Below are 12549 nucleotides of genomic sequence, written 5' to 3'. Positions count from 1 at the left end.
GCTACTAATCTGTACGCATGTCGACCGCATGCACACTTCCCTCGCCCCGGTTGCGCGAGGTAGTCACCGCACTCATCGATAGCGGTGAGCTTGCCTCCCCGTGCGCCGCCATCGACGTGGCTGCCTTCGACCACAACGCGGCACGGATGCGCGACCGGGCCCTCGGCCTGCCCATCCGCGTCGCCTCGAAGTCCCTGCGCAGCGTCGCCGCCCTGCGCCGGGCGCTCGAGCACCCCGGCTTCGCGGGGATCCTCGCCTACAGCGTGCCGGAAGCGCTCCGGCTTGCCCGCGAGGGATTCGACGACATCGTGGTCGCCTACCCCAGCGTTGATAGATCCGCGCTGCGGGAGCTCTCCGGCGACTCCAGCCTGCGCGAGGCCATCACCGTGATGGTCGACGACCCCGCGCACCTCGACCTCATCTGCGCCGAGAGCACGGGGCCTGTCCGCGTCGCCATCGACATCGACTGCGCCCTGCACCTGCCCGGCGCTGTCATTGGACCGCGGCGCTCCCCCATCCGCACGCCCGAGCAGGCCGCCGCGCTCGCCCGCGTCATCGTGCGCCGGCCCCAGCTGCGCCTGGTGGGCATGATGGGTTACGAGGGCCAGGTCGCCTCCGTGGCCGACGCGGAACCCGGCGCGGTCGGTGTGGTCAAGCGCTGGCTGCGGCGCGCCTCGGTCAACCAGCTCACGCCTCGGCGCGCGGACTGCGTCGCCGCCGTGCGCGAGGTCGCCGACCTCGAGTTCGTCAATGGCGGCGGCACGGGCTCGCTCGATGTCAGCGCCCTCGACGGCTCACTTACCGAACTCGCCGCCGGATCTGGGTTCTACACCCCGGTCATCTTCGACCAATTCTCCGACATCGACCATGTCCCGGCCGCCTTTTTCGCCTGCCAGGTCACGCGCATCCCGGCCGACGGATGGGTGACGGTGAACTCCGGCGGCTGGATCGCCTCCGGCCCGCCGGCCGTCGATCGCGCCCCCGTCCCCGAGTACCCGCGCGGGCTGCGCTGCTCCGCCACGGAGGGCCCCGGTGAGGTGCAGACTCCGTTGCACGGCGATGCCGCGCGAGAACTCGCAATCGGTGACCTCGTGTGGTTCCGCCACGCAAAGGCCGGGGAAATGACCGAACACGTCGACCGCATGGCCGCCGTCCACCCGGACGGCACCAGCACGATGTGGGACACCTACAGAGGGAAAGGATGGACCCTGCGATGAACCGGACATTCACCAACTGGTCGGGATCGGTGACCACCACCCCCGACGCGTTTCACTACCCCGCGACGGTGACCGAGGTCGCGGAGCTTGTGCGGGGCCTGCCCGCGGGCCACAGCATCCGCCCCTTTGGTGGCGCGCACTCTTTCACCCCCTGCGCCGCTGGGGAGAGCAACATGCTCAGCTTGGACAAGCTCTCCGGCGTGGTCAGCGTCGACCGCGAGCGCAAACGCGTGCGTTTCCTCGCCGGCACCCGCCTCCACGCCGTCCCGACACTGCTCGCGCCCTTCGGCCTGGCGCTGGCCAACCAGGGCGACATCGACGCCCAATCGCTGGCGGGCGCCGTGTCGACCTCGACGCATGGCACAGGCATCGACTTCACCGGGTTCGCCGGCACGGTCACGGGGCTTTCGCTTATCGACGCCACCGGCACCCTCCGCGAATACTCCATCGACACCGACCCGGAGATGCTGCGCCTGGTCGCGGTCTCGCTGGGCGCCCTTGGCATTGTCGTCGAGGTAGAGATGCAGTGCGTCGATGCCTTCGACCTGCTGGCCATGGAAAGTACCGCGAACATCGACGACGTCCTGGACACCTGGGAGGAGCGCACCCGCGCCGTCGATCACTTTGAGGCGTTCTGGTTTCCCCACACGGACACCGCGATGATCAAGAACAACACCCGCCTCGCGCCCGGAGCTCCCGCGCCGGACGGTGAGCCCCCATCGCGTTCATGGCTGACCCGCACCATCGAGGAGGAGGTGGTGGGCAACGGCGTATTCGCCGCGGCGCTTGCCCTGGCGCGCACAGTTCCGTCGACCACGCCGTTCCTCAACGGTGTGGCCGTCAAGGCCATGGGCGCGAAGTCCTACCGCTCTCGCGCGCATGATGTTTTTGCCACCCCGCGCCGGGTGCGCTTCCACGAGATGGAGTACGCCGTTGACCTTGAAGCAGGTCCGGACACCGTCAAGGAGATCCGCGCCGAGATCGACCGCCGCGGCTGGATGATCCCCTTCCCTCTCGAGCTGCGCTCCACCGCCGCCGACGACGTCGCGCTGTCGACCTCCACGGGGCGTGAGTCGATGTACATCGCAGTACACGTGCCGAAGGCAACGGACCCCAACGATTACTTCCCTGTCCTGGAGCCGATCTTGCGCGCCGCCGGCGGCCGACCCCACTGGGGCAAGATGCACACCATGCAGCGGGACGACCTCCTCGCGGTGTACCCGCGCTTCGACGAATTCTGTGCCCTGCGCGAGGAGATGGATCCGCAGCGCAGATTCGGCTCGGAATATCTGCGCCGCATGTTCGGATAGAGCGTCGGGGGCACCCTCCGGGCGGACTCGGGTGTCGTCCTAGGTCGGTTGTGCGGCGTCTCCCTACGCCCGCACGCAGAGAATGCGTTCGCGTCGCGAGCGCCCTCATCCCCGCGCTGAACACCACAAACACGTAGCTGCGCCCCGAACTCCAAGACAGTCCGGGGCGCAGCTCGAAACATTATGAACGTGTTCTGACTTTCTTATCGTGTTTGGCTCTTCTTTGTGGCGACTCACGGTGTGCAATATCCCACGCTTTCGAGTTGATCACCGCTCAACGGGCCGCAAAGGCAGTGTCCCCGCTTTCGAGAACCGCCATGACCACTGTTGTTGAACAAATTCTCCGGTTTCTTTCTTCCGTTCCACACCGCACCAACCCCCAACGTGAATTCCATCACCAACGCGGAAAATCGGCGGTTCCGTTAAACTCAAGTCATCGGATCGGTCTTTGTCAGGCCAAGAGCGCACTCGGTGAACTGATGGTCGGATGGAAGGGCGGTCCTGAGACCCCATTAGGTCTCCGTTAGGAGATCTATTCACCTATTACAGGGAGAAGCAATGGCGCTTTCTAAAGACCAGCTGCTCGAGGCTTACACAAAGATGAGTCAGATTCGAGCGTTCGAAGACCGTCTTCACAAGGAGAACCTGACCGGCGATATCCCCGGCTTCATTCACCTTTACGCAGGTGAGGAAGCTATCGCCGTGGGTGTTTGTGAGAACCTCAACGACGGTGACTACATCGCATCGACCCACCGTGGACACGGCCACTGCATCGCCAAGGGCTGCGACATCGAGAAGATGATGCTCGAGATCTTCGGCCGTGCAGACGGCCTCTGCCACGGTAAGGCCGGCTCCATGCACATCGCCGACCTCTCTGTCGGCATGCTCGGCGCCAACGGCATCGTCGGCGGTGGCCCGCCGCTGATGATCGGTGCTGCCCTGACCGCCAAGACCCTTGGCAACGGCGGCGTCGGCGTCTCCTTCACCGGTGACGGTGGCTCCAACCAGGGTCTCGTGTTCGAGGCCATGAACATGGCTGTGGTCCTGAACCTGCCGGCCATCTTCGTTTACGAGAACAACGGCCTCGGCGAGGCAACCGGCGCTGACTACGCGGTCGGCGGCAAGGACATCGCCCGCCGTGCAGAGTCCTTCGGCATGCCGGCCTACAAGGTTGACGGCACCGACTTCGAAGAGGTCTACACCCTCTCCAAGGACCTCATTGAGAAGGTCCGCGACGGCCACGGCCCGGTCGCCATCGAGGCAACCGCAACCCGTTTCTACGGCCACTTCGAGGGCGACCCCTACCTGTTCCGTACCCCGGAGCAGCACAAGAAGCTCAAGGAAGAGACCGACCCGCTGACCGTGTTCCGTCTCAAGCACGGCAAGCAGATCTCCATCGACGAGCTGGACGCCATCGACAAGGACGCAAAGAAGCTTGTCGACGACTCCGTGAAGAAGGCCCGCGCAGCAAAGTGGCCGGACCCGTCCGAAGTAACCACCGACGTATACGTCTCTTACTAAGCGAAGGTTTGAATAACTATGGCAACAATGAGTTTTCGTGAAGCCCTTCGCGCTGGCATGGTCGATGCCATGCGCGAGGACGAGAAGGTCGTTCTCATCGGTGAGGACATCCGCGGTGGACACGGTGCAGAGAACACGGACCCCGAGCTCGAGTCCTTCGGTGGCGTCTTCGGCGTGACCGCAACTGTCTGGAAGGAGTTCGGTGACTCCCGCGTCATCGACACCCCGATCACCGAATCCGCGCTTCTCGGTATGGCTGCTGGTGCAGCCGTCACCGGCCTGCGCCCGGTTGCAGAGCTTATGTTCTGGGACTTCTTCGGCGTCGCATACGACATGATCTACAACCAGGCTGCTCGCTTCCGCTACATGTTCGGCGGCAAGGCACGCACCCCGCTGGTCGTCCGCGGCATCATCGGTTCTGGCGCAAGTGCTGCTGCTCAGCACTCCAACTCCCCGTACCACCTCTTCACCTCCACCGCAGGTGTGAAGGTCGCCGTTCCGTCCAACCCGTACGACGCCCGCGGCCTGATGCTCGAGTCGATTCGTGACGACGACCCGGTTCTGTTCTGTGAGCACAAGGCGCTCTACGACATGAAGGGCGAGGTCCCCGAAGAGGCTTACACCATTCCGTTCGGTGTTGCTTCCTACCCGCGCCGCGGTACCGACGTCACCATCGTCGCCCTCGCAGCCCAGGTCAACCACGCGATCACCGTGGCTGACAAGCTGGCTCAGGAAGGCATCTCCGTCGAGGTCGTCGACCCGCGCACCACCTCCCCGCTGGACGAGGACGCAATCCTCGAGTCCGTCGCCTCCACCGGCCGCCTCGTCGTCGCCGACGAGTCCGCTGCACGTTGTGGTTTCGCCCACGACGTCGCAGCCCTGGTCGCATCCAAGGGCTTCGACTCCCTGAAGGCTCCGATCCAGCTGGCCATCCCGCCGCACTCCCCGGTTCCGTTCTCCTCTGCGCTTGAGAAGTACTGGACCCCTGGTGTGGACCAGATTGAGGCGGCAGTCCGCTCGGTAGTGGAGGCCTAAAATGGCTCAACTAACCGCAGTAGAAATGCCCAAATGGGGCATGACCATGGAGGAGGGCACCCTGACGAACTGGGTCGTCGCTGAAGGCGACCAGGTTTCCGAAGGCGACACCCTCGCGGAGGCAGAGTCCTCCAAGCTCTCCGGTGAGGTCGAAGCCCCGGTCGACGGCAAGATCGTTCGCCTCGTGGTGAACCCGGGCGAGACCATCGACGTCGGCACCACCCTCGCTGTTCTGGCCGACTCTGACGTTTCCGACGCAGAGGTCGACGCATTCCTCAACGGCGGCGACAGCGCTTCGGCTGCTGCTCCCGCAGAAGAGGCTGCTCAGCCGGCTGCGCAGCAGACCCAGGCTGCATCTGCGCCTGCAAGCAACGTCGCAATTCCTGAGGACCTCCACGCCGTGGAGATGCCCAAGTGGGGCATGACCATGGAAGAGGGCACCCTGACGAACTGGCTCGTCGCTGAAGGCGACCAGGTTTCCGAGGGCGACACCCTTGCAGAGGCGGAGTCCTCCAAGCTCTCCGGTGAGGTCGAAGCTCCGGTCGACGGCAAGATCGTTCGCCTCGTGGTGAACCCGGGTGAGACGATCGACGTCGGTACCACCCTGGCCGTCATCTCCGGTTCCGACGCTTCCGCCGAGGAGATCGACGCCTTCATCAGCCGCGCCGGTGGCGCGTCCCAGGATGAGACGTTCGAGCACAACGATCCGCAGTCCGCTGCGAAGGCGAACAACCTCATCGACGACGTTGCCGACAAGGACAAGCAGTTCCCGCCGGCAAAGGACACCTCGGACGCTTCTTCCCGCAAGAAGATCTCCGGTTCCAAGAACCAGCCGGGTTCCACCGCTGACGCCACGTCCGCAGCCAAGGCAGCACCGACCCGCATCCCGGAGTCCCTCAAGGGCTCCGACAGCGAAGACGTTCCTGCTACCCCGCACGCTGCTGACCTCGCCAAGAAGCACGGCATCGCACTGTCGAAGGTCGAAGCTACCGGCCGCGGTGGCCGCGTCACCGTCGCTGACATGCAGAAGGCCGTCGAGGCTGCTGGCGGATCCCTCGGATTCGGCAACGACCTCCCGCGCCAGGGCTTCGTGCAGAACCAGGGCGACGACTCGCGTGTCGACGCCACCGAGCACGCTCGCGACCTCGCCGAGGAAGAGGGTGTCAACCTGCTTGACGTCCGTCCTTCCGGCCGTAACGGCCGCGTGACCCTCGATGACGTTCGTGCATGGATCGCGCTGAACCGCGAGCCGGAGGCTCCGGCAGCTCCTGCAGCGGCTCCCGCGCAGGCAGCCCAGTCGGCTGACTCCAAGGAGAACAAGGCTAAGTCCATCCCGATGAGCTCGATGCGCAACGTCATTGCATCGCGCCTGAAGGAAAGCTACCTCGAGTCGCCGCACTTCCGCGTGACCGTCGAGGCAAAGATGGACGCTCTGATGGCCTTCCGCAAGGAGGTCAACGCTAACCGCCTCGATCTCCGCCTGACGGTGAACGACCTCGTCACCGCTGCCGTTGCAAAGGCACTCACTCGAGTACCCGCGCTCAACGCGCAGTTCGACGCAGCCACCAACACCATCAAGCAGTTCGAGCACGCCGACATCTCCATCGCTGTTTCGACCGATGAGGGTCTCATCACCCCCATCGTGAAGAACGCCGACACGTTGAGCCCGTCTCAGATCTCGGCTCAGATCACCGACCTGGCCACCCGCGCCAAGGCCGGCACCCTGAAGCCCGAGCAGTTCCAGGGTGGCACCTTCACCATCTCCAACCTCGGCATGTTCGGTATCGCCCACTTCGACGCGATCATCAACCCGCCGCAGGTGGGCATCCTCGCAGTCGGTGGCGTGAAGAAGCAGTTCGTGCCCGATGCAAACGGCAACCCCGTTGTCGCATCGATCCTGACCGCTACCCTGTCCGCTGACCACCGCGTCGTCGATGGTGCTGACTCCGCTAAGTTCTGCAAGGAACTGAAGACTCTGCTGGAATCCCCGGCACTGCTCTTCGCTTAGGGGTAGACATGGGACAAAACATGGAAGAGACATACGACGTCGTAGTCATCGGGGCTGGCCCCGGTGGTTACCCCGCCGGAGTGCGTGCTGCCCAGCTGGGTCTGCGCACAGCCGTCATTGAGAAGGCTGACCTCGGTGGTATCTGCCTGAACTGGGGTTGTATCCCCACAAAGGCACTCCTGCACGGTGCGGAGCTCGTCCGCGCCGCCAAGGAAGGCCCTCGCTTCGGTATCAGCATGGGTACCCCGCAGGTGGACATCTCCAAGCTCGTGAAGCACTCGCGTTCCGTGTCCAAGCAGCTCACCGGTGGTGTTGGCGCCCTTCTCCAGGGAAATGGCGCTGAGATCATCCGTGGTACCGCTGAGATCGTGGACAAGGGCGAGATTGAGGTCACGCTCGAGAACGGCAAGGTTCAGAAGATCCACACGGAGCACATCATTGTTGCAACCGGTGCATCCCCTCGCGTCCTGCCGGGCATGGAGCCTGACCGCAAGAACATCTGGACCTACAAGGAAGCTCTTGTTCCTGATGAGATCCCGGAGTCCATGGTGGTCATCGGTTCCGGTGCTATCGGTTCCGAGTTCGCCTGCCTGTACGGTGACCTTGGCTCCAAGGTGACCCTGCTTGAGGCGGCTCCCCGCTTCATGCCGAACGAGCCGGAAGCCATCTCTGAGACGGTTGCCAACGAGTTCAAGAAGCGCGGCATCAAGGTTGAAGCAGGAGCACGCGTGTCTTCTGCCAAGACCAAGGGTGACGGCGCGGAGATCACGTGGACCTCCGTCGACGGCACCGAGCACACCGAGACCGTCTCTAAGGTCCTCGTTGCTGCTGGTGTTGTGCCCAACTCTCAGGGCCTCGGCCTGGAGAAGTTTGGCGTCATCGGTCGCGGTGGCTTCATCGAGACCGACTCCCTCGGCAAGTCCGCCGCATGGGGTCTGTACGCCATCGGCGACGTCGCCGGCGGCCCCTGCCTGGCCCACAAGGCCACGCACGAGGGCGTGCGCTGTGTGGACAACATCGCAGGCGTTCGCCGCGTGCAGGAGGACAAGGACTGGCGCGACTGGGTACCGCGGTGTACCTACACCACGCCGGAAGTTGCCTCCATCGGTATCTCTGCGGAGCAGGCCAAGGAGCGTGGCATCAAGGCCAAGGCATCGATCGTGCCTCTGGCTGAGAACGGCCGTGCCCTGGGTGCCGGCGAATCCGTCGGTTTCGCTCAGATCACCGTTTCCGAAGATGGCGACATCCTCGGTCTGCACCTGGTCGGTGCCGGTGTCACCGAGCTCATCGGAATGGTTGCTGTCAGCCACACCGGTGAGATGGACGCTGAGACGTTCTCCCGCGTCATGCTGCCTCACCCGACTCGTTCCGAGATCGTGGTTGAAGCGCTGCTGAAGAACCTCGGCCGCCCGATCAACTCGCTCTAGTAGCGAACAAGAAGTGCCCAGTCTTTTCGGACTGGGCACTTTCTGTTTCTCGGGAGCGGTGGACTCTACGGGACGCGGTGGGTCCAGGCCTGTGAGGTGTATTTGGCGTCGACAAGCTCCCTTGCGGCGTTGAGAGTCTCGGAGTCGAGCTCGCTGGTGCTGCCGCCGTAGCGGGAAACAAAGGCCTCGCGGAGGGCGTCGATGACCTCGGCCCGAGTTGCGGTGGTCTGGCGGCTGACGGAGTCGACGCGCTTGTTCGCACTCGGCAGGCCCTTTTCAAGAATTTTCGGCTTGCCGGTGCGCAGAACATCGAGCATCTTTTCGGTGTTCATCTCGTAGCTCATCGTGGTGTGGTGGAGCACCGCACGGCCTCGGCGCTTCTGGGCGGCACCCGCGAGCTTTCCCTCGCTGGCGGTGATGTCGTTGATGGGGATGTACCAGCACTCAACCCCGAGCTCGTTGAGGGCGTCGACAACCCAGCGGTCGAGGAACTCGTAGGAATCGACGTGGCTTAAGCCCGCAATCAGCTTTTCCGGAACGTAGAGCGAATAGGTGATGCACTTGCCGCCGTCCATGAACATGGTTCCGCCGCCGGAGATGCGACGTACCACCTGCACGTTGTGTTTTTCTACGCCCTCGGGATACACCTCGTTGGTGTAGGACTGGAAGGACCCGATCACCGTCGCGCAGTCGTCCCACTCCCAGAAGCGCAACGTGGGGCCGCGCTGGCCGGTCTTGACCTGCTCGAGGATGACTTCCTCCAGTGCCACGTTGACGACGGTGGGCAGCACCTCCGTGTGGAGGATGTCCCATTCCAAATCCTCGAAGTTCACGGCGCCAGAGATTGCGCGGCGCACCACCTGCGCCATCTCGCGCGTGGTCAAACCCGTGAGCTGAACGCTGTCTCCGGTGTGCTGTTCGTACTCTTCCAGCGCGGTATCGATACGCGCCTGGACTACCTCGGTGTATTCGTTGAGCGGTGCCCCGATTAGTGCGGAGGACAATACGTCTCGAGCCTCAGCGGGCTCGACGGTGAAGTCTCCGCTGAACGACACTGCGGTTATTGTGCTACCTGCTGCGGAAACATCCGCGCTCAGCGAGGCCCCAGCGGGTGCCACGAGTGAAGCTGAAAACTCTACGGGAACGTTAGTCACTCTTGCACATACTACGCCGACAACAGCCCGCGATTGTGCCTCCCGCACGCAAAAGGTGGGGAGATCCGGCACACGGGTTCACGTGATGTGGTGGCTAGGCGAAGAGTCCGAGGGAGGTGCTGCGGTACACGCTGCCGAACGGCGCGTCTAGGCGAACCCAGCGTCCGGCGGTGGCCACGCGCAAGTGGCGCGGCACCTCAACCGGGGCGGCAAACCCCGGGATGAGGCCGAGGGATGTGCACGTGAAAATCATCCGCATGGGGATCTCGACGGGGTCGGACGAATCCGCATCCGCGGTGAGCACCGTTTGGTTGAGCAGCGAGGTGGGCGGCCCGAGGGGGCCGGAGAACTGGCGGGCAAGGGCGCGGCCGTCATCCGCCAATTGTCGCACCACCCCGATGGGAACGGTGTCGCGCTCGACGAAGCCCTCCTTCGGCGGGAGGGCTCCCGGCCAATTCGGGTCACGCGGCGTGCCCACATCGTCCGTGTTCGTCTCCAGCGCGGAGAGCAGGTCGGTCGCGGACACGACGGCCCCGTCGCGAGACGCGATGGCCTCGACTCGGCGCGCTGCGATGCAGTCAAAGGGAGTGGTGACGAAAACGTCGACGCTCATCTCACCGAGCACTGCGAAGCGGGCCGAGGCGGCGGCGTCGATCGCAACCGCCCGACCGATTAGGGCCTTCAGCCCCGCCCCTCCGCGGTAGACCCTAAGCGTCTCAGTTCGCACGGGTGAGAATCCCCATCTCGTGCTTGGTGATGGCGCGCGGTGACGCGGTGGCCGTGTCCACCACGACAAGGACACTCGTGACCGTGCAGCAGACGCGGCCGTGGCGGTCGAGCACGTCTTGGCGCGTGGTGAACGACGTATTGCCCACGTGCGTCACTTCGGTGCGCACAGTGACCTCCGTCGTGTCCGGCAGGATGGGTCGGCTGTAATCCGCCTCCACGCGGCGCACGAAGACGGGCAGGCCCGCACTCCCGCCGAAGTGAGCGTTGCTAAACACGATGCGCGCCTCTTGGGCGAACTCGAGGTAGGCAGTGTTGTTCACGTGCCCGAACCGGTCGAAGTCGCTCCAGCGCACTGGCAGCGTAACTTCGTCGGTCAGGTTCGATGTGTGTGGTGCGCTCGATTCAGTCATGGCCGAGGTCCCATCCTTTCGGTGGTTCGCGGAAATTAGCGGGTCAGGCGGCGGTGGGTAACGCGCGACGGCTTCGCCGCGTCCTCACCGAGGCGCTCAACCTTGTTCTTCTCGTAGTCGCCGAAGTTACCCTCGAACCAGAACCACTGTCCCTCTTCGACGTTGCCTTCCCACGCGAGGATGTGGGTGCAGGTGCGGTCCAGGAACCAGCGGTCGTGCGAGATGACCACGGCGCAACCCGGGAACTTCTGCAGGGCGTTTTCGAGGGAGCCGAGGGTCTCAACGTCCAGGTCGTTGGTCGGCTCATCGAGCAGGATCAGGTTTCCGCCCTGCTTGAGCGTCAGCGCCAGGTTGAGGCGGTTGCGCTCACCACCGGATAGGACCTTCGACGGTTTCTGCTGGTCCGGGCCCTTGAACCCGAACGCGGACAGGTAGGCGCGCGACGGCATCTCGTTCTGACCGACGTGGATGTAGTCGAGACCGTCAGAGACGACCTCCCACACAGTCTTTTCGGGGTCGATGTTGGCGCGGTTCTGGTCCACGTAGCTCAGCTGGACCGTCTCGCCGACGGAGACGGTGCCGCTGTCCGGCTCCTCCAGACCGACGATGGTCTTGAACAGGGTGGTCTTACCCACACCGTTCGGGCCGATCACGCCGACGATGCCGTTGCGCGGCAGGGTGAACGACAGGTCCTTGATCAGGACGCGGCCGTCGAAGCCCTTGTCCAGGTTTTCCACCTCGACGACCTTGTTGCCCAGGCGCGGCGGGGTCGGGATCTGGATTTCCTCGAAGTCGAGCTTGCGGTACTGCTCAGCCTCGGCAGCCATCTCTTCGTAGCGCTCCAGACGGGCCTTGTTTTTCGCCTGGCGGGCCTTCGGGGAGGAACGGACCCAGTCGAGCTCGTTCTTCAGACGCTTCTGCAGCTTCTGGTCCTTCTTGCCGGCAACCTCGAGGCGTTCCGCCTTCTTCTCCAGGTAGGTGGAGTAGTTGCCCTCGTACGGGTAAAGCTTGCCGCGGTCGACCTCGCAGATCCACTCGGCGACGTTGTCGAGGAAGTAGCGGTCGTGGGTAATGGCCAGGACGGCACCCTTGTAGTCCTGCAGGTGGCGCTCCAGCCAGAGGACGGACTCGGCGTCGAGGTGGTTCGTGGGCTCGTCGAGAAGCAGCAGGTCCGGCTCCTGCAGCAGGAGCTTGGCCAGTGCCACGCGGCGGCGCTCACCACCGGAGAGGTGCGTGACCGGCTCATCTGCCGGCGGGCATCGCAGCGCGTCCAGCGCCTGCTCGATCTTGGAGTCGACCTCCCAGGCGTCGGCGGCGTCGAGCTCCTCCTGGAGCTTGCCCATCTCCTCCATCAATTCGTCGGAGTAGTTGGTGGCCATCTCTTCGGCGATCTGCTCGAAGCGCTGCTTCTTTTCAAAGATCTCGCCGAGGCCCTCCTCGACGTTCTCGCGCACGGTCTTATCCTCGTTGAGGGGCGGCTCCTGCAGCAGGATGCCCACGGTCGCACCCGGGTCGAGGAAGGCCTCGCCGTTGTTGGGCTGGTCCATGCCGGCCATGATCTTGAGCAACGACGACTTACCCGCGCCGTTGGGGCCCACGACACCAATTTTGGCGCCGGGGTAAAAGGCCATGGTGACATTGTCCAGAATGACTTTGTCACCGATGGCCCTGCGTACGTTCTTCATCGTGTAGATGAACTCAGCCACGTGTTATCCCCTTCGTGTTGAAAGAATTCTCC

At 64.1% G+C, this 12549-nt stretch carries 10 protein-coding genes; 6 read left to right on the top strand and 4 right to left on the bottom strand.

Annotated elements, in window-relative coordinates; all coding sequences use genetic code 11:
- Positions 1 to 17: 17 nt before the first annotated feature.
- From VVR41_RS06590 to lpdA, 6 genes are all read left to right on the top strand, one after another.
- Positions 18 to 1217: an alanine racemase gene (locus tag VVR41_RS06590; RefSeq protein ID WP_368524090.1), complete on the top strand. Its 1200-nt coding sequence runs from the start codon at positions 18 to 20 to the stop codon at positions 1215 to 1217.
- A complete protein-coding gene (locus tag VVR41_RS06585; protein WP_368524089.1) occupies positions 1214 to 2527 on the top strand; it encodes a D-arabinono-1,4-lactone oxidase in 1314 nt (437 codons plus the stop codon). Before VVR41_RS06590 ends, VVR41_RS06585 begins: the two co-directional genes overlap by 4 nt.
- Before the next feature lie 558 nt (positions 2528 to 3085).
- Entirely contained in the window at positions 3086 to 4048 is a 963-nt protein-coding gene (locus tag VVR41_RS06580) for a thiamine pyrophosphate-dependent dehydrogenase E1 component subunit alpha (protein WP_321101486.1), read from the top strand.
- Between the two features lie 18 nt (positions 4049 to 4066).
- Positions 4067 to 5083, top strand: a complete 1017-nt coding sequence (locus tag VVR41_RS06575; protein ID WP_409338285.1) for an alpha-ketoacid dehydrogenase subunit beta — start codon at positions 4067 to 4069, stop codon at positions 5081 to 5083.
- Between the two features lies 1 nt (position 5084).
- Complete coding sequence (locus VVR41_RS06570; RefSeq protein WP_368524088.1) at positions 5085 to 7091, top strand: 2-oxo acid dehydrogenase subunit E2; 2007 nt, start codon at positions 5085 to 5087, stop codon at positions 7089 to 7091.
- Between the two features lie 8 nt (positions 7092 to 7099).
- Entirely contained in the window at positions 7100 to 8518 is a 1419-nt protein-coding gene (gene lpdA, locus VVR41_RS06565; RefSeq protein ID WP_368524087.1) for a dihydrolipoyl dehydrogenase, read from the top strand.
- A gap of 65 nt (positions 8519 to 8583) precedes the next feature.
- Here lpdA and VVR41_RS06560 read toward each other — a convergent pair whose 3' ends face one another.
- The 4 genes from VVR41_RS06560 to ettA all read right to left on the bottom strand — a co-directional run bounded on the left by VVR41_RS06560 (position 8584) and on the right by ettA (position 12517).
- Complete coding sequence (locus tag VVR41_RS06560; protein WP_368524086.1) at positions 8584 to 9573, bottom strand: biotin/lipoate A/B protein ligase family protein; 990 nt, start codon at positions 9571 to 9573, stop codon at positions 8584 to 8586.
- A gap of 193 nt (positions 9574 to 9766) precedes the next feature.
- Positions 9767 to 10399: a hypothetical protein gene (locus tag VVR41_RS06555; RefSeq protein WP_321103791.1), complete on the bottom strand. Its 633-nt coding sequence runs from the start codon at positions 10397 to 10399 to the stop codon at positions 9767 to 9769.
- Positions 10389 to 10811, bottom strand: a complete 423-nt coding sequence (locus tag VVR41_RS06550) for an acyl-CoA thioesterase (protein WP_321103790.1) — start codon at positions 10809 to 10811, stop codon at positions 10389 to 10391. Before VVR41_RS06550 ends, VVR41_RS06555 begins: the two co-directional genes overlap by 11 nt.
- Positions 10812 to 10846: 35 nt before the next feature.
- Complete coding sequence (gene ettA, locus VVR41_RS06545) at positions 10847 to 12517, bottom strand: energy-dependent translational throttle protein EttA (protein ID WP_321103789.1); 1671 nt, start codon at positions 12515 to 12517, stop codon at positions 10847 to 10849.
- Positions 12518 to 12549 lie beyond the last annotated feature (32 nt).

It is taken from the genome of Corynebacterium sp. LK2510 (assembly GCF_040946405.1).
Classification (GTDB): Bacteria; Actinomycetota; Actinomycetes; order Mycobacteriales; family Mycobacteriaceae; genus Corynebacterium.
This window is presented reverse-complemented; position numbering and strand designations above follow the sequence as displayed.

Bases quoted from the DNA above. Each gene is read 5' to 3' on its own strand.
- VVR41_RS06590 (WP_368524090.1), top strand. From the start codon at position 18: ATGTCGACCGCATGCACACTTCCCTCGCCCCGGTTGCGCGAGGTAGTC.
- VVR41_RS06580 (WP_321101486.1), top strand. From the start codon at position 3,086: ATGGCGCTTTCTAAAGACCAGCTGCTCGAGGCTTACACAAAGATGAGT.
- VVR41_RS06575 (WP_409338285.1), top strand. From the start codon at position 4,067: ATGGCAACAATGAGTTTTCGTGAAGCCCTTCGCGCTGGCATGGTCGAT.
- VVR41_RS06550 (WP_321103790.1), bottom strand. From the start codon at position 10,811: ATGACTGAATCGAGCGCACCACACACATCGAACCTGACCGACGAAGTT.
- lpdA (WP_368524087.1), top strand. From the start codon at position 7,100: ATGGGACAAAACATGGAAGAGACATACGACGTCGTAGTCATCGGGGCT.
- VVR41_RS06585 (WP_368524089.1), top strand. From the start codon at position 1,214: ATGAACCGGACATTCACCAACTGGTCGGGATCGGTGACCACCACCCCC.
- VVR41_RS06570 (WP_368524088.1), top strand. From the start codon at position 5,085: ATGGCTCAACTAACCGCAGTAGAAATGCCCAAATGGGGCATGACCATG.